This window comes from Flavobacterium piscis, assembly GCF_031457575.1.
Lineage (GTDB): Bacteria > Bacteroidota > Bacteroidia > Flavobacteriales > Flavobacteriaceae > Flavobacterium > Flavobacterium piscis_A.
Genome location: NZ_JAVDWQ010000001.1, coordinates 24,222 through 41,296, shown reverse-complemented (window position 1 = coordinate 41,296; position 17,075 = coordinate 24,222). Strand labels below are relative to the sequence as shown.

The window sequence follows — 17,075 nt, the reverse complement described above, 5'->3', positions numbered from 1 at the left end:
TCTTTTTAGATATAAATCTCTTTTCCCTGCTCAATAAACTCTTCTGATTTTTCCTGCATGCCTTTTTCGGCAGCAGCCACATCCCGAATTTCCTGAGATATTTTCATCGAACAGAATTTTGGTCCGCACATCGAACAAAAATGAGCCACTTTTGCGCCATCTGCCGGAAGGGTTTCATCGTGGAACTCTCTTGCTGTATCAGGATCTAATGATAAATTAAACTGATCTTCCCAACGAAATTCGAAACGGGCCTTGCTCAAAGCATTATCGCGATATTGTGCACCCGGATGACCTTTGGCCAAATCTGCAGCATGGGCAGAAATTTTATAGGTGATAACACCATCTTTAACGTCTTTTTTATTGGGTAGCCCAAGATGTTCTTTTGGAGTTACATAACACAACATGGCACAACCGTACCAGCCAATCATAGCTGCTCCAATTGCAGATGTGATATGATCGTAACCAGGTGCAATATCTGTCGTTAATGGTCCAAGAGTGTAAAATGGGGCTTCGTGGCAATGTTCCAGTTGTTTGTCCATGTTTTCTTTGATCATGTGCATTGGAACGTGGCCAGGACCTTCAATGAATACCTGAACATCGTGTTTCCATGCAATTTTTGTCAGTTCGCCCAATGTTTCCAGTTCAGCAAATTGGGCTGCATCATTAGCATCTGCAATCGAACCCGGACGTAAGCCGTCTCCTAACGAAAAGGCAACATCGTATTGTTTCATGATTTCGCAGATTTCCTCGAAATGTGTGTATAGAAAGTTTTCCTTATGATGAAATAAACACCATTTTGCCATAATTGATCCGCCTCTCGAAACGATACCGGTAACACGGTCAGCAGTTAAATGAATGTAGCGTAATAAAACTCCGGCATGAATCGTAAAATACGAAACACCTTGCTCTGCCTGCTCAATTAAAGTATCACGGAAAACTTCCCAGGTTAAATCTTCGGCAACTCCTTTGACTTTCTCCAATGCCTGGTAAATCGGAACAGTACCGATTGGAACGGGAGAATTTCGAATAATCCATTCTCTGGTTTCATGGATATTTTTTCCTGTTGATAAATCCATAATGGTGTCGGCACCCCAACGACAAGCCCAAACGGCTTTTTCTACTTCTTCTTCGATGCTGGAAGTCACGGCACTGTTGCCAATATTGGCGTTTATTTTGACTAGAAAGTTTCGTCCCACAATCATCGGCTCGCTTTCAGGATGGTTGATGTTATTGGGGATGATGGCTCTTCCGCAGGCTACTTCGCTTCGAACAAATTCGGGTGTGATTTTGCTTTTTGGCGTGTTGGCCCCAAAACTATGTCCATCATGCTGGCATCGCATCGCTTGGGTTTGTTCGTTTAAAAGTTCAATACGCTGGTTTTCACGAATCGCTATATATTCCATTTCAGGAGTAATGATGCCTTGTTTGGCGTAATACAATTGCGTTACGTTTGCTCCTTTTTTAGCCCTTTTTGGCTGATGTAAATATTCAAAACGAAGATGATCTAAACTTTCGTCTTTTAAGCGGGTCAGTCCGTAATCGGAACTTATTTCAGATAAAATTTCGACATCGCTTCGTTCTAAAATCCAATTTTCGCGCAGGCGGGGGAGTCCTTTTCTAATGTCGATTTCAATATTGGGATCTGTATAAGCTCCTGATGTATCATAAACAGTGACTGGCGGATTTTTTTCGATGCCTCCGTTTGAAAGTTTCGTATCGCTAAGAATTACTTCGCGCATGGCGACTTTTATAGGATGAATTTCTCCGTTGATATATATTTTTTTGGAGTTCGGAAAAGGAGTTCTGGATATTTTTTCTTCGTTGTTCATTGCTGATTTAGTTTGAAGTTGCTATTGTTATTTGATTTAAAAATTTGAATTTTTCGTAAACAGTTTCTGCCAGGGATAGAAGTGTAAAGCCCGAAAAGGAGAAAACCGTAAAAAAAACAAGGAATAGAAAAGCGACCAACGGAAGCTTTGTTATGACTATGTTTTTGTGGTTGACGACTGCGGACTTGTAACGGATAGCTCGTTTGTGCAGCAAAATTACCCTCCTTGTGTAGCGGAAATAATTAGAATTTCGTCAGTTTCGTGTACAAGGTGGTGGTTCCAATTTATTTTTGGAACAACAGTATTGTTAATGGCAACGGCAATTCCGTTCTGTTTGTTGGGAATTTCGAGATCAAGCAACGATTGAACGCTTAGCGTATCGGCACTGAATTGTTTAATTTGGTGGTTGATTTTTAGTTCCATTCCTTCTTGGTTTTAGATTTTTAAGATTCACTGCGGTGAATCTCTACCTTAGGAATGGCTGCAATTACGCATGAAAATGCGGTCAGAAGTCATCTTACTTTTCCCTACGCTAGTATGAACTAGATCAGGTTCAGAGGGTAAAATCTCAGCCTGCGCGATGCAGACACCCCTAAAGTGTGAAACAAATATAGTAATTTTTTGTTTATAAATTTCAAGTTTCAGGTTTCAAGTTTTGGAAAAATGAAAAATAAGAGTGAGAATTGAGACTGTTTACTGGTTTCTCGTCCAGCAATTTTCAACGTGATCATTGACCATTCCGGTGGCCTGCATGTGTGCGTAAACGACCGTTGAACCAACGAATTTGAAACCTCTTTTTTTTAAATCTTTACTAATTTCGTCCGAAAGTGGAGTAGTAGCGGGAACGTCTTTTGAGGTTTTTGGATTGTTATCTATAGGTTTTCCGTTGGTGAATTTCCAGATATAATTGGAAAAACTGCCAAATTCTTCCTGTACTTTCATAAAGGCCTGTGCATTGGATACCGCTGCTCTTATTTTAAGTTTGTTGCGGATGATTCCGGTGTCCTGTAATAATTCTTCAATTTTGGCTTCAGAATAATGGGCAACTTTTTTATAATCAAAATGATCAAATGCATTCCTGAAATTTTCTCTTTTGTTTAAAATCGTAATCCAGCTCAGGCCAGCCTGAAACGTTTCGAGTATTAAAAATTCAAACAATGAGACATCATCATATACAGGAACGCCCCATTCTTCGTCATGGTATTTTTTGTATAAATCGCTTGCTGAGCACCAGCCACATCTTGTGAGTTCCATTTTTTTATTTTAAATATAAAAAGAACCTCAAATGGTTTAGATTTAAGGTTTTAAATGCTTTTTTTAAGATAAAAATTAATCTTTATCTTTTTCTAAATATTTTTTAATCAAATGATGCCCTAAATAAATTAAGGGAGTCAATACAATGGCAATTGAAAGTTTAAAAGTATACCCAACCAATGCCGATGATAGGAAAGTATCAAAATCAATTTTTCCGGGTAACCAAAAAGCAATTCCCAACACAATGAACGAGTCAAATAATTGTGAAATTATTGTGGAACCAGTTGTTCTAAGCCATATTTTTTTGTCTCCTGTTCGATTTTTAAAAAACCAAAAAACACTAATGTCTATAAGCTGAGAAACCATAAAAGCTATAATACTTCCCACTATAATCCACATACTTTGTCCAAAAACAGCCTGAAACTGTTCGTCATTTACCGGACTAATGCCTTTTGCTGCCGGAATTGCTATAGCCATAAACAATATAAGGAAAGCATAAGCTATCAGGCAGGCTGTAATAAAAGAAAGTTTTTTAACTCCTTTCTCCCCAAAGTATTCATTAATTAAATCAGTAGTAAGAAAAACAATTGGCCAGGGCAAAATTCCTATGCTCATTACAAAGGGACCAATCTGAATCAGTTTTCCGCCAATGAGCTCAGCTACAACGGCATTAGTAATAAATATTCCTGCCAGAATTACAAATACAATCTCTCTTTTGGTTTTAAACATAAACTTACTATATCAATTCAGATTATCAAAGTTAATTATTTTAAGCTGAAATTAATTTAATATCCTTCGTCAGGAATTAATTCGTTAGCCGTTTTTTCTTTTTCAAAACTTGCTCTTGGATGATTATTGTTTAAGAATTCATTGATTATCAGATCATACTTTTCTTCCTGATCATCTTCTTCATTTACTGATATAATGTTGAATGCCTTGAATGCCAGAGGATTTATTTTCTTGTTTTCTGAAATAAAAGCTACTGTAAATAATTGATTTTTGGCTGATTCAATTTCTGTACTTTTTCTTTTGATTCTATAAAAATAAAATGAAACCTCCTGACCGTTCTTCTCGATTATTTTATTTTCAGATAAAGAAATAGAATCTCTTTTGGAAATATTTTGAAAATTTACAACGGCAGATTTTGAAATTTCTTCATCGGTAAAATGTATAAGCTCCTTTTTATCTTGGTTCAATAATAAATTGATAGTAGCAAATTGTGTTTTTGGGTCATTCAAAAACGCTTCAATTTCTGAAGTGGTTAATTTGTTGTGAATAATTCCCAGACGGGCCAATTCTATATTCAATTTAGGGATATCAAGCTTTTTTATTTTTTTTATAATCTCCTTTACGTTTTTATCATCAGTATAGTTATACATTAAATTAGTGTAATGTATTAAATCGGTCAATGATTCCGTAGGTTCATCATAAGAGCTTGTTATTTCTTCGGGATCTTCAACATCATCATTTGTCTTATTTTTTTGATTCCAGCTTGCTACTCTTTTGTATTCAAGTTTTGTGTTGGTAAGAAGTATTTTCTTAAATGCTTTTATTTTATTGACCGAGATAAATTTCTTTTCTAATAACAAATTACAAAAATCAATGATGGGTTTATTGTATTCCTTGATACTGTAATACTGAAAAATTTCCGGAAACAATTCCTTACTGTTTTCGGGGTCATTTTGAAACGAATCAAAGAGGCTTGTTATTTCATATTGATTGTCAGAAATGGGCAAATCATATTCTAATAATTTATTGATTTTTTTGTACCCTGCTTTTGATTTTTGAAGTGAAATACTCTTTAGAATACTAATTTGCACATCTGTTTTAGTAGATTCTTTTTTATAATAATTGTCAAGAAAAGGAATAACTCTGTCATCATTTATTTTCCCCAATTTCTCTATAAGTGCCGAAATAGCATCTGTTTCATTTTCTTTAAAATTAAAAGTGTTTATGAAATTAGTAATGTTTTCAAAGTCATTTTTTGTAACATCCAGATTATTGATAGATTTTAAAGCAGAATATCGGATAGTATCTTTTTCACTTTTGGCATCTTCTATGAAAAGCTTAATTTTATCCTCAGGAGCATCAGTTTTTATATTTTCGACTAAAGCAAGTGAATTAAAAGCCTTTTCTATAAAGGAATCATCATTTTTATAGCTTTTTTCTACAAGAGTACTAAGTAAATAATAGGAGTTGTTTTTATAAAGTACTTTGTATTTAATAGCCTGAACTGCATCGGGTTTAGAAACTGTTGCATTGATAGTGTAGCTGTTCTCCTCTTTATTGAAAGTGGTGCTTTCATTTATCAATTCATAATTGTCTTTTTTGCCAGCTAATATTTTATCCCAAAGAGATTTTGAAAAACCTTTTTTTCCATATAATTCAATATTTAACAATGAAGTAGGATTTCCATAACCTTCGTTTTCACCATTATAGTAATAATCCTCATCAAAGTCATTTGCATATTGCTTTAAAAACACTTTTTTAAGCTTGTTCTGAATGGAGTCAATAGGTAAATCGCGTTCGTATTTGTGATATTTATGATAATCTAAATTAATTTTTCTGCCAGTTTCAGAATTAAAAACCTGATATTGATTTACTTCCCTAAAGGTATTTTTATTTTCATATTGTTTTTTCTTTAGTTTTAAAAACAAATTTTCATTTTCTTTCTCAGGAATTTCTATTCTAAAATTGGCTGTTGAATCGATTAGCATTTTTGATTTTGATTTATAGTCAAAAGGGGTAACCAAAAATGAATTGAAAAATCGGTTTGTATATGCTTCTGAAGCGTTTACGGTTCCCAGTAAATAATATTTATTTCCATGTACAACTGTTTTTAGTTTGATATTTCTTTCTCCAATTTTAGAGGAAGAAACAAAAGAATTTTCGGCTATATTATAATGCGTGTTTGTAGAATCCTGATCCTGCTGTAAATAAAACTGATAATGAATCTGTTTTTGTTCGTATTCGGAATTTTCAATTAAATCAGTATCGTTTAAAGTTTTTTCTCTTAAAAAATAATAACCTTTTTCCTGATTATCATATCCCTGAATGTCAATATTGGTGCCTTTTTCGACACTATTTCCAAAGACAAAATTAAAAGACGGAATTTCTACTTCAAATCCGCCCTTCACTGGTTTTATTTTCTCCCATTCATTTTTAAGAACCTTTATTTTTATATTATTAAAGACTTCATTTTCGTATTGACGAACATAGTTTGCAGGTCCTGTCATTGACACAGAAATAATTTCTAAAGGTGTTATGTAAAATTTTGAATGTTGTGTGTTGCCTGTTTTGGTAATGTTTTTGATATCATATCCGGAAAAATAGGCTTGTTCAAAATATTTTTTCTCGATAATATCTCCGGCAATTTGTTCAAAAAATAAACTATCCAATGATGTGGCATTATATAGGATATTGTTTTTTTTCAGGAAATAATTTAGGGGAATCCTTTTTATGGTAATAGCACCGCCATTTGTAAAATCCGGAGAGCCTAAAATTTCATTTTCTTCTATGGTGTTTTTATATAATGGCAGCTGTACCATTTTATCTTTTGTATAGGAAGTGATAAAATTTGGATTGGGAAAATAAGCTTCAATTGTCTTCTTTTGATTTTTTCCATTATCCGTAAAAGTATCTATTATGGGTTTTACGGTATAGCCTTTACGTTTTAAGAGTTCAATCATGCCATCATTTCCGGCAAGATGTGCTGCGCCCACAGCTGAAAACAAACTTCCGGTTTTAGCAATAGAATCTATACTGTTGGCCATTATTTTATTACGGTTTACAATAAGTGCATCGTGTGCTTTTTTTGAAAACATCAATTTATAGATGGAATCCAGCATAACAATATCTTTTTCCCGGTAAAATTCTTTTAGTACCTCATTTGGATTTCTGTTTTTTAAAATTTTCGTTAAAGTAAGTCTGTTCTCTTCTTTTGGTTTTGCATCCTCATCGACTATTTGAAGAATTGAAAGTATGGATTCTTTTGCGTTCTCCAGACCAACAATTCTTTTTTTGTATTTTTTTCCGGTTTGAAATATAAACATATCCAAAACTGTATTTTCTTGAAAATCGGCTTGTTCACCTTCTACACCAGACAACATGCTTTTGAAAAATCGGGCATTGTCATTGTTGAAAATCGTCTTAATGTTTTCTTTTGTTGTTGGAAATAAATAGAATTCTGTGTAAAATTTGGTATACAGATTATAATTATTATTGTTTTTCATCAGGTCATTCAGATCAGTCCAGGTCTCAGGATTACTCTCATTAGCGACAATATCAGAACTTAATAGATTTTTGAAAAATAAATCAGATAAGTGAAAAGAAACTTTGTCATTAACATGCATCGTACCATATAAATAGGAATTTTTGCTTAAGCCATTGCCTGATATTTCCCAAAATAAGCTTTTGTTTTGAGCCTGAACAAATGAAGTTATTAATAATAATGAAATAAAAAGTAGTTTTTTCAACGGGGCTGGATTTAATGGTTCTGATAAACAAATATAGAATAGAATAACATCAATCCATTTATGAATGTATTTTTTTTCTAAGTTTTATTATAGAGAATTTTCTTAAATCGATGAGTATTTCTTAATTTGTGAAAGGCTGAATTTACAAGTTCTTTTTTACGAATGTTAAACTTACTTCCAATTCGTGAAATTTGGATACTTTTGAAGTATTACTAATTCAAAATAATAATATGAAAAAATTAATATCAATTTTTCTCATGGGAACAACTTTTTTTGCGATAAACGCACAAAACAAGGGAGATAATCCTTTGCTTAAAAAATGGACAGGGCCTTATGGAGGTGTGCCTGCTTTTAATGAGTATAAGGTTTCAGATTTTAAACCGGCAATTGAGTTTGCTATTCAGGAAAAATTAAGTGAAATTGATGCTATTGCCAATAATCCAAAAGCACCAACTTTTGATAACACAATTGCCGCCCTGGAACGTTCAGGTCAAACAATTACCAGAATTTTTACGGTTTACGGAATTTACAGATCAAATATAAGTAGTCCGGAATTTAGTGTTGTTGATAGGGAAATGTCTCCCAAATTCTCTCAGTTCAGAGATAAAATTAACCAAAACAAAAAGCTTTTTACCAGAATTGAAACTTTATACAACTCAAAAGAAAGCAAAAAATTAAACAGTGAGCAACAGCGTTTGATTTGGCTTTATTACACCAATTTGGTTCGTGAAGGAGCAAAATTAGATGAAAAAGATAAAGAAAAAGTAGCTAAAATTAATCAGGAACTGGCAACGCTTTTTACTCGTTTTAGCCAAAATTTATTAGCAGAAGAGCACAATCAATATGTAGCTTTAAAAACAGAAAGTGATTTTGATGGTTTGCCGACAGAAGTAAAAAATGCTGCAATTGCTGAAGCAAAAGAGAGAAAACTGGATGTTTTAGGATGTATTGCTAATACACGTTCATCTATTGAACCATTTTTAACTTTCTCAACCCGTAGGGATTTAAGACAAAAAGCTTTTGATATTTTTGTGAAACGCGGGGATAATGAAAATGCTAATGACAATAATGCAAGTTTAGTTTCTATTTTAGAATTACGTACTCAAAAAGCAAAATTACTTGGTTTTCCAACTTTTGCAGATTGGAGTTTGTCAAATAAAATGGCAAAAGATCCAAAGAAGACGCTGGCATTGATGGAGTCAGTTTGGGAACCGGCAATAGAAAAAGTTCGTCAGGATGTTATTGAAATGCAAAAAATAGTTGATGCAGAAGGAGGTAATTTTAAAATTCAGCCTTGGGATTATCGTTTTTATGCTGAAAAAGTTAGAAAAGCCAAATATGATTTGGATCAAAATGAAGTTAAACAATATTTGCAATTAGAAAATTTGCGTGAAGGAATGTTTTGGGTTGCTGGTGAGTTATTTAATTTAAGTTTCAAGCAAATTACAAATGTTCCGGTTTATCATCCTGATGTACGAGTTTGGGAAGTTAGCAACAAAGTAACAGGGAAAGTAGTTGGTTTATGGTATTTTGATCCGTACGCCCGCACAGGAAAACGTTCCGGTGCTTGGATGAATGCTTACCGCGATCAACAAAAATTAGAAGGAAATGTACTTACAATTGTGTCTAATAACTGTAATTTTATAAAAGGTGCTGATAATGAGCCTGTTTTGATTTCCTGGGAAGATGCATCAACTTTGTTTCATGAATTTGGACATGCGCTTCACGGATTATGTTCAAATGTAACGTATCCGAGTTTAGCAGGAACATCTGTAGCACGAGATTATGTTGAGTTTCCTTCGCAATTGTTAGAGCATTGGTTAGCTACTCCGGAAGTGTTGAATAAGTTTGCTTTGCATTACAAAACCAATCAGCCACTATCTCAGGTGTTAGTAGACAGGATAGAAAAAGCGGCGAACTTTAATGAAGGTTTTGCTACTGTAGAAACAATATCAAGCTCATTAATTGATATGAAACTACATTTGGCAACGACAACAATCGATCCGCATAAATTTGAAAAAGAAACTTTAGATGCGCTTCATATGCCATCTGAGATTGTAATGCGTCACCGTATTCCTCAATTTGGGCACATTTTTTCGAGTGATGGGTACGCAGCAGGTTATTACAGTTATTTATGGGCTGATGTGATTAATGCAGATGCTTATGAAGCCTTTACAGAAGGTAAAGGACCTTATGATAAAGAAGTTGCTAAAAGGCTTTATGATACTGTTTTTAGTGTTGGAAACACAGTAGATCAAGAAAAAGCGTATGAAAATTTCAGGGGAAGAGCTCCTAAATCTGATGCTTTGATGAGAGCCAGAAATTTTCCGATTGGAGATAAGAAGAAATAAATAATTGATTTGCTAAAATTAAAAAAGCCCGGATAACTTAATATTCGGGCTTTTTATATTGAAATAATATATTAACCTAAAGTAACTCTTTTGAAACCTGTAATTTCAACATTGAATCCTTTAACATAATCACTAACTTTTTTACTATCATCCTTGATGAAGTTTTGATCTAATAAAGCTTTTTCTTGGTCTAAAGTAGTATTGTCAGAGATGAAACGTTGTACTTTTCCCGGAATAATTTTATCCCAGATTTGTTCTGGTTTACCTTCAGCTTTTAATTCAGCTTTAGCATCTTCTTCAGCTTGTTTTAGAACTTCTTCAGTTAATTGAGAGAAAGAGATATATTTAGGAACATTTTTTAAAGTTTTTCCTAAACGTTTTGCCTCTTCATTTTCTTTTTCGATTACAGCAATACGAGCAGCAAGTTCAGAAGCAACGAAAGATGGGTCAAAATCTTTGTAAGATAATGTATCAGCTCCCATAGAAGCAACTTGCATAGAGATATCTTTAGTTAAAACGTCACCATTAGCAATTGGTGCAGAAATTGCAGTTAATGCAGCAATTTTGTTAACGTGAACATAAGATCCAACGAAAGCGCCTTCTAAAATTTCAAAACCACCGATTTCGATTTTTTCACCGATAACACCAGTTTGCTCAATTAATTTTTCAGCAACAGTAATTCCGTTGAAATCTGAAGCTAAAAATTCTTCTTTAGAAGAGAAGTTGATCGCTTTTTCAACTAATTCTTTAGCCAAAGTTACGAAAGCTTCATTTTTACCTACGAAATCTGTTTCGCAGTTTAAAGTGATGATAGCTCCTTTAGTTTTGTCGGCATTAACAAAAGAAACAGCAGCTCCTTCAGAAGACTCACGGTCAGAACGGTTAGCAGCAACTTTTTGTCCTTTTTCTCTAAGGTTTTGTATAGCTTTATCGAAATCTCCTTCAGCTTCAACTAAAGCTTTTTTACAGTCCATCATTCCGGCACCTGTAGTTTGTCTTAATTTATTTACGTCTGCAGCAGTAATTGTTGCCATAATATTTTGAATTTTAATGTTAAAAGTAAAAATTCCATCTTTTAAATTCCAAACTCCAATTTTATTAAATTATCAACATAACGTTTTTAATTTGTGTTTGGATTTTGGAATTTAAAATTTGGAATTTAAATTGTTTATTTATTCTTCAGTTGCAGGAGCAGCAGCTTCAACAGCCGGTGCAGCTTCTACAGCCGGTGCAGCAGCTTCAGTAGCTGGAGCTTCTTCTGTGAAAACGTCAGCTTCCTTGTCAGAGCCTCTGTCAGAAAGACCGTCGATTACAGCAGCAGTAACTAAAGATAAAATTTTGTCAATTGATTTAGAAGCATCATCATTTGCAGGAATAACGTAATCAACCTCTCTTGGGTCAGAATTCGTATCAACCATTGCGAAAACTGGAATGTTTAATTTTTGAGCTTCTTTTATTGCGATGTGTTCAGCTTTGATATCTACTACGAACAATGCAGCTGGTAGTCTGGACATGTCAGCGATTGAACCTAAGTTTTTCTCTAATTTAGCACGTAGACGATCAACTTGCAAACGCTCTTTTTTAGATAGAGTCATGAAAGTACCATCTTTCTTCATTTTATCAATAGAAGACATTTTTTTAACTGCCTTTCTGATAGTTACAAAGTTAGTTAGCATTCCACCAGGCCATCTTTCAGTGATGTAAGGCATGTTTGCAGCTTTTGCTTTTTCAGCAACGATGTCTTTTGCTTGTTTTTTGGTAGCTACGAATAAGATTTTTCTACCTGATGCAGCGATTTTTTTCAAAGCTTCGTTAGCTTCTTCAATTTTTGCTGCAGTTTTATATAGATTGATAATGTGAATACCATTACGCTCCATATAAATGTAAGGAGCCATGTTTGGATCCCATTTTCTAGTCATGTGTCCAAAGTGAACACCTGCTTCTAGTAAGTCTTTTACTTCTATTTTGTTTGCCATTTTTGTACTAGTTTACGTTCTGTTGATTAGCAATGTATAAATGGCGGTTTCCCAGGCTTTATACATTTAGATGCTAAACTATTTCCTGCCTCGACAGGAGAGCAACAACAACTGTGTTTTTTAATTTCAATAAATTGATGATGTCTTGTACCATATGCACAAGACAGGTAATATTAACGTTTAGAGAATTGGAATCTCTTACGAGCTTTCTTCTGACCGAATTTCTTACGTTCAACCATTCTTGGATCTCTTGTTAATAAACCTTCTGGTTTTAAGATAGCTCTGTTTTCAGCATTTACTTCACACATAACACGTGCCAATGCCATTCTTACAGCTTCTGCCTGACCAGTTGAACCACCTCCGTAAACGTTTACTTTAACGTCAAAGTTGTTTACATTTTCTGTCATAGACATTGGTTGTAAAACTTTGTATTGTAAAGTTGCAGTTGGAAAGTAAGTTGCGAATTCTTTTTTGTTTACAGTGATTTTTCCTGTTCCTTCAGAAACATATACACGTGCAACAGCGGTTTTTCTTCTACCGATTTTGTGAATAACTCCCATTACTTAAGATCGTTTAGGTTAACAGTTCTAGGTTTTTGAGCGCCTTGTTTGTGCTCAGATCCTACAACAACATTTAGATTTCTAAAAAGTTCAGCTCCTAATTTGTTTTTAGGTAACATTCCTTTTACAGCTTTCTCTACTAATAATGCAGGGTTTTTAGATTGCAATACTTTAGCAGTTAAAGTTCTTTGTCCTCCTGGGTAACCTGTATGACGCATGTAAATTTTGTCATTCATTTTTGTACCTGTAAGGTTAATTTTTTCTGAGTTGATAACAATTACGTTATCTCCACAGTCAACGTGCGGTGTGTAACTTGGTTTGTACTTACCTCTTAAGATCATTGCAACCTTTGAAGCAAGACGACCTAAGTTATGACCTTCAGCGTCTACAACGATCCACTCTTTCGTTACAGTGGCTTTGCTAGCTGAAATTGTCTTGTAGCTTAATGCGTCCATAATATTATTTTAATTAAACATTCCATCCCCAATAAAGGGGATGCAAAAGTACAATTAATTATTTTAAAACCAAATACCTGAAAAGAATTTTTATACGCTGAAAATCAGGCTTTCAGTTTTTTATTTAAAACAATAAAAAAGACAACTATGATTTTATTGCCAAGATGCTTTTAAGTTGGTTGTATATATTATGTAAGTCAGGTGTAAAATGAAATTTTAGATATTCAAGGTTTCAGAAAATTATTTGTTCTTTGGGGTTTGTTTCGAAAAGTCCTTATAATTTTAAATAGTGGTAGGTGATTTTTGTTTTATTTTAGGTAATTCTACTATATTTGTATTAATTACATAAAATTACTTTTAAATGAAAGCTAAAGCAACTCTAAAACAAATTGCGAAAGAACTTGGTGTTTCGGTGTCGACTGTGTCTAAGGCATTAAATGACAGTCCGGAAATTAGTGAGCAAACAAAGGTGAAGATTAAGGAGTATGCCAAACTCAAAAATTATAAGCCTAATGTTATTGGTCTTAATTTAAAGAATCGTAAAACCAAAACAATAGGTGTGATTATACCTAATATATTAAACTCGTTTTTTGCCAAGGTTTTTAGTGGGATAGAAAAAGTAGCTGATAAAAAAGGATATAATGTAATTACGTGTATTTCAAATGAATCTTTAGAGAAGGAAATTCATACACTTGAAATGTTGAGCAACGGAACCATTGACGGTTTTATTCTCTCTGTTTCTGAGGAAGCGCAAAAATTACAGGAATACAGTCATTTTTCTGAAATTATAAACGACGGAACTCCAATTGTAATGTTTGATCGAATTGCAGATGGAGTAGAATGTGATAAGGTTGTGGTAGATGATTTTGATTCGGCCTTAAATTCAACTCAGCATTTAATTAATTTAGGATGTAAAAATATTGCCTTAATTTCTTCGGTAGATAATTTAAGTGTAGGGAAATTGAGGGCAGATGGATATTTGAAAGCATTGAAAGACAATAATATTCCGGTAAACGAAAAAATCATTCTTCGTACTGATTCTGAAGAAGATATGAAAGCTAAAATTGATGCAGTTTTTGACAATAAAATTGATGCGATTTTTGCTTTGGATGAAAATGATTCGGTTGCTGCTTTAAGGGTGAGTTTAAAAAAGGGGTATAAAGTCCCGGAGGATATATCTATAATAGGTTTTGCGGATGGAATTTTAGCCTCAAGAAGATTATCGCCAAGTTTGACAACAGTAAGTCAGCACGGAATCGAAATTGGAGAAGTTGCTGCCAAAAGATTAATTTCACGATTAGAAGAAAAGGAAGATGAAACAACGGATTATGAAACAATAGTCATCAAAACCAAATTAAAAGAAAGAGAGTCTACCCGAAAAGTATAAAACAAAAAAACCATCAACTGCAGATGGTTTTTTTGTTTTATAACGCATCGCATAATGTTTAAATTTTAAAAGTTATAACAGGCCGTACAGCATGATTTACTAAGCCTTCGCTAATGCTTCCGTTAAAAAAATGTGCAAATCCGGTTCTTCCGTGTGTGCACATTCCTATGATATCAGCATTGAGGCTATTTGAGAAATTAATAATTCCTTTTTCAATATTAGTGTCGTTGTATATGTGTGTAGAATAATTAGTAAGGTTGAATTCGCTAACAAATTCTTTCATTGCTTTTTCGATAACGTGAGTTGGTTTGAAACTGTTTGGTGTACAAATGGTAACTAAATGTATTTTTGATTTGAAAAAACGGGTAAAAGCTAAAAATTTTTCGAATGGTTTTTTTGTTTCCGAAGCAAAATCGGATGCAAAAACAATATTTGCGGCATTAAAATCTGTAATCTCTTTTTTGATGACCAAAACAGGAATTTCTGAATTTCGGACAACTTTTTCTGTATTGGAACCAATTAATAATTCCTGAATTCCTGATGAGCCATGTGATCCCATAACGATCAAGTCGATTTCATAGTCTTTGCTTACTTGCGATATACCATGAATCGGTTTGTCCATTTTTACAATCTCAGTTATTGGAATTCCGTCTAAATAGGTTCTTGCAGAAATTTCGTCTAGAGTTTCGTTTGCTTTTTTCATGAAAAGCATAGTTTCAGGAATGCTTGCGCCACCTAATATTGCATCATTCATTTGGTGAGGTAATTCGAGCATATGCAAAATAATGATTTCAGAATCGTTTTTTTTTGCAATTTGTGCCGCAACTTTTAAAGCGTCTTCTGCGTGTTGGGAGAAGTCGGTAGGGACTAAAATTCGTTTCATGATTTCTGAGTTAAATAATGAATAATCCGTTATTTTAATGCTGTAATAAAGATAAGAAATATTATTAGAGCAATCTAATTATTTTGATTTATAAAAAAAACACTATATTTGCACCGTTATTTATTAAAATCTAAATAATGAGGGGACTAAGTGTCCCCTCTTTTTATAAAATTATGACATTTAAAGAAAAAGTAAATACATTAATCACTGAGGCCCTTTTAGAAAAGCCATCAATTTTTCTGATTGATTTGAATATTTCAGATTCATTCAAGATTAGTGTTGGTTTAGATGGAGATAACGGAGTGGCACTTCAGGATTGTATCGACATTAGTCGTGCAGTTGAGAATAATCTGGATCGTGAAGAGCAGGATTTTTCTCTTGAAGTAGCATCGGTTGGAGTAGGTTCACCATTGAAATTTACAAGACAATACATAAAAAATATTGGTAGAACATTGATTGTTACTACAAATAGTGAAAAAATTGAAGCAGAATTAGTAGAAGCTAACGATGTTTTTATAATTTTGTCTTGGGAAGCAAGAGAACCGAAAAAAGTAGGAAAAGGAAAAGAAACAGTTCAAAAAAAGCAACAAATACCTTATACAGAAATTAAAGAGGCAATTGTTACAGTAACATTTTAATTAAAGAATTCGCATGGAAAATTTAGCATTAATCGATTCATTCTCAGAGTTTAAAGATAATAAACTTATTGATCGTGTAACGCTTATGGCAATTTTAGAGGACGTGTTTAGAAATGCATTGAAGAAAAAATACGGTTCTGATGATAACTTTGATATCATTATAAATCCTGATAAAGGAGATATGGAGATATGGAGGAGAAGGGTAATTGTGGCAGACGAAGATCTTGATTTTGAAAATGAAGAAATTACTTTAACAGAAGCAAGAATGATTGAAGCCGATTTTGAAATTGGCGAAGAAGTTTCTGAAGAGGTAAAATTGATTGATTTAGGAAGAAGGGCTATTTTAGCTTTGCGTCAAAACTTAATATCTAAAATACACGAACACGACAATACAAATCTTTACAAACAATTTAAAGATATTATCGGTGATATTTATACAGCAGAAGTGCATCACGTGCGTCCTAGAGTAGTTATCTTGGTTGATGATGAAGGAAACGAAATTGTACTTCCGAAAGAAAAACAAATTCCATCTGATTTTTTCCGTAAAGGAGATAATGTTCGTGGAATCATTGAAAGCGTTGAATTAAAAGGAAATAAACCACAGATTGTTATGTCCAGAACTTCTGAAAAGTTTTTGGAGAAATTATTTGAACAGGAAATACCCGAAGTATTTGACGGATTGATTACAGTTAAAAATGTAGTACGCATTCCTGGTGAAAAAGCAAAAGTAGCAGTAGATTCGTATGATGATAGAATTGATCCTGTTGGAGCTTGTGTTGGTATGAAAGGTTCCCGTATTCATGGAATTGTTCGTGAATTAGGAAACGAAAACATTGATGTTATCAATTACACAAGTAATATTCAATTGTTTATTACAAGAGCATTAAGTCCTGCAAAAGTTTCCTCAATAAAAATTGATGAAGAAAACAAAAGAGCTGAAGTCTTCTTGAAGTTGGAAGAAGTTTCTAAGGCGATTGGCAGAGGAGGCCATAATATAAAATTGGCGGGTCAGCTAACAGGGTATGAGCTGGATGTTATCAGAGAAGGTGATGTTGCTACCGGAGAAGATGATGACGTTGAGTTAACTGAGTTTTCAGATGAAATCGAAGACTGGGTTATTGAAGAATTTGCAAAAATTGGTTTAGATACAGCTAGAAGTATTTTAAAACAAGAAGTAGAAGATTTAGTAAGAAGAACAGATTTAGAAGAGGAAACAATTCTTGATGTTATGAGAATACTAAAAGAAGAGTTTGATAGCTAGTTATCT

General features: G+C 33.5%; 14 protein-coding genes and 1 riboswitch. Of the genes, 4 read left to right on the top strand and 10 right to left on the bottom strand.

The annotated features are described in order from the left end of the window. Positions 1 to 5 precede the first annotated feature (5 nt). The 5 genes from thiC to J2W48_RS00130 form a co-directional block, all read right to left on the bottom strand. On the bottom strand, positions 6 to 1,829 hold the full coding sequence (thiC, locus tag J2W48_RS00150) for a phosphomethylpyrimidine synthase ThiC (RefSeq protein ID WP_310276252.1): 1,824 nt from the start codon (positions 1,827 to 1,829) through the stop codon (positions 6 to 8). Between the two features lie 216 nt (positions 1,830 to 2,045). After that, positions 2,046 to 2,252, bottom strand: coding sequence for a sulfur carrier protein ThiS (gene thiS / locus J2W48_RS00145; protein WP_310276249.1), 207 nt, complete (start codon positions 2,250 to 2,252; stop codon positions 2,046 to 2,048). An 84-nt stretch (positions 2,253 to 2,336) separates the two neighbouring features. Beyond that, positions 2,337 to 2,433: riboswitch (TPP riboswitch) on the bottom strand. Between the two features lie 89 nt (positions 2,434 to 2,522). Then, positions 2,523 to 3,083 carry a DNA-3-methyladenine glycosylase I gene (locus J2W48_RS00140; protein WP_310276247.1) on the bottom strand — a complete coding sequence of 187 codons (561 nt, stop codon included), beginning with the start codon at positions 3,081 to 3,083 and terminating at the stop codon, positions 2,523 to 2,525. A 75-nt stretch (positions 3,084 to 3,158) separates the two neighbouring features. After that, entirely contained in the window at positions 3,159 to 3,812 is a 654-nt protein-coding gene (locus J2W48_RS00135) for a queuosine precursor transporter (RefSeq protein ID WP_310276244.1), read from the bottom strand. A gap of 56 nt (positions 3,813 to 3,868) precedes the next feature. Then, on the bottom strand, positions 3,869 to 7,558 hold the full coding sequence (locus J2W48_RS00130) for a TraB/GumN family protein (RefSeq protein WP_310276241.1): 3,690 nt from the start codon (positions 7,556 to 7,558) through the stop codon (positions 3,869 to 3,871). Between the two features lie 230 nt (positions 7,559 to 7,788). Here J2W48_RS00130 and J2W48_RS00125 point away from each other — a divergent pair, with 230 nt between their 5' ends. Beyond that, a complete protein-coding gene (locus J2W48_RS00125; protein WP_310276238.1) occupies positions 7,789 to 9,909 on the top strand; it encodes a M3 family metallopeptidase in 2,121 nt (706 codons plus the stop codon). Between the two features lie 71 nt (positions 9,910 to 9,980). Here J2W48_RS00125 and tsf read toward each other — a convergent pair whose 3' ends face one another. The 4 genes from tsf to rplM all read right to left on the bottom strand — a co-directional run bounded on the left by tsf (position 9,981) and on the right by rplM (position 12,900). Continuing rightward, on the bottom strand, positions 9,981 to 10,943 hold the full coding sequence (gene tsf / locus J2W48_RS00120) for a translation elongation factor Ts (RefSeq protein ID WP_310276235.1): 963 nt from the start codon (positions 10,941 to 10,943) through the stop codon (positions 9,981 to 9,983). A gap of 138 nt (positions 10,944 to 11,081) precedes the next feature. Beyond that, entirely contained in the window at positions 11,082 to 11,885 is an 804-nt protein-coding gene (rpsB, locus tag J2W48_RS00115; RefSeq protein WP_310276229.1) for a 30S ribosomal protein S2, read from the bottom strand. A 173-nt stretch (positions 11,886 to 12,058) separates the two neighbouring features. Next, a complete protein-coding gene (rpsI, locus tag J2W48_RS00110) occupies positions 12,059 to 12,445 on the bottom strand; it encodes a 30S ribosomal protein S9 (RefSeq protein WP_007808909.1) in 387 nt (128 codons plus the stop codon). Then, positions 12,445 to 12,900 (bottom strand): 50S ribosomal protein L13, encoded by a 456-nt coding sequence (rplM, locus tag J2W48_RS00105; protein WP_007808911.1) that lies wholly within the window; start codon positions 12,898 to 12,900, stop codon positions 12,445 to 12,447. Before rplM ends, rpsI begins: the two co-directional genes overlap by 1 nt. 361 nt (positions 12,901 to 13,261) lie before the next feature. On the opposite strand from rplM, the gene J2W48_RS00100 reads away from it, so the two are divergent. Continuing rightward, positions 13,262 to 14,287, top strand: coding sequence for a LacI family DNA-binding transcriptional regulator (locus J2W48_RS00100; RefSeq protein WP_310276220.1), 1,026 nt, complete (start codon positions 13,262 to 13,264; stop codon positions 14,285 to 14,287). A 58-nt stretch (positions 14,288 to 14,345) separates the two neighbouring features. On the opposite strand, the gene J2W48_RS00095 is transcribed toward J2W48_RS00100, so the two are convergent. Continuing rightward, the gene (locus J2W48_RS00095) at positions 14,346 to 15,170 is read right to left on the bottom strand and encodes a universal stress protein (protein ID WP_310276217.1); all 825 of its coding nucleotides are present in this window, start codon (positions 15,168 to 15,170) and stop codon (positions 14,346 to 14,348) included. 173 nt (positions 15,171 to 15,343) lie between these two features. Between J2W48_RS00095 and rimP the strand changes: the two genes are divergently transcribed. Both rimP and nusA read left to right on the top strand, forming a co-directional pair. After that, positions 15,344 to 15,808 (top strand): ribosome assembly cofactor RimP, encoded by a 465-nt coding sequence (gene rimP / locus J2W48_RS00090; RefSeq protein ID WP_310276214.1) that lies wholly within the window; start codon positions 15,344 to 15,346, stop codon positions 15,806 to 15,808. 13 nt (positions 15,809 to 15,821) lie between these two features. Next, positions 15,822 to 17,069 carry a transcription termination factor NusA gene (gene nusA / locus J2W48_RS00085; protein WP_310276211.1) on the top strand — a complete coding sequence of 416 codons (1,248 nt, stop codon included), beginning with the start codon at positions 15,822 to 15,824 and terminating at the stop codon, positions 17,067 to 17,069. Positions 17,070 to 17,075: the final 6 nt, after the last annotated feature.

Excerpts from the sequence above, each read along its gene's own strand:
- thiC (WP_310276252.1), bottom strand. The coding sequence starts at position 1,829 with ATGAACAACGAAGAAAAAATATCCAGAACTCCTTTTCCGAACTCCAAA.
- thiS (WP_310276249.1), bottom strand. The coding sequence starts at position 2,252 with ATGGAACTAAAAATCAACCACCAAATTAAACAATTCAGTGCCGATACG.
- J2W48_RS00140 (WP_310276247.1), bottom strand. The coding sequence starts at position 3,083 with ATGGAACTCACAAGATGTGGCTGGTGCTCAGCAAGCGATTTATACAAA.
- J2W48_RS00135 (WP_310276244.1), bottom strand. The coding sequence starts at position 3,812 with ATGTTTAAAACCAAAAGAGAGATTGTATTTGTAATTCTGGCAGGAATA.
- J2W48_RS00125 (WP_310276238.1), top strand. The coding sequence starts at position 7,789 with ATGAAAAAATTAATATCAATTTTTCTCATGGGAACAACTTTTTTTGCG.
- tsf (WP_310276235.1), bottom strand. The coding sequence starts at position 10,943 with ATGGCAACAATTACTGCTGCAGACGTAAATAAATTAAGACAAACTACA.
- rpsB (WP_310276229.1), bottom strand. The coding sequence starts at position 11,885 with ATGGCAAACAAAATAGAAGTAAAAGACTTACTAGAAGCAGGTGTTCAC.
- rpsI (WP_007808909.1), bottom strand. The coding sequence starts at position 12,445 with ATGGGAGTTATTCACAAAATCGGTAGAAGAAAAACCGCTGTTGCACGT.
- rplM (WP_007808911.1), bottom strand. The coding sequence starts at position 12,900 with ATGGACGCATTAAGCTACAAGACAATTTCAGCTAGCAAAGCCACTGTA.
- J2W48_RS00100 (WP_310276220.1), top strand. The coding sequence starts at position 13,262 with ATGAAAGCTAAAGCAACTCTAAAACAAATTGCGAAAGAACTTGGTGTT.
- J2W48_RS00095 (WP_310276217.1), bottom strand. The coding sequence starts at position 15,170 with ATGAAACGAATTTTAGTCCCTACCGACTTCTCCCAACACGCAGAAGAC.
- rimP (WP_310276214.1), top strand. The coding sequence starts at position 15,344 with ATGACATTTAAAGAAAAAGTAAATACATTAATCACTGAGGCCCTTTTA.
- nusA (WP_310276211.1), top strand. The coding sequence starts at position 15,822 with ATGGAAAATTTAGCATTAATCGATTCATTCTCAGAGTTTAAAGATAAT.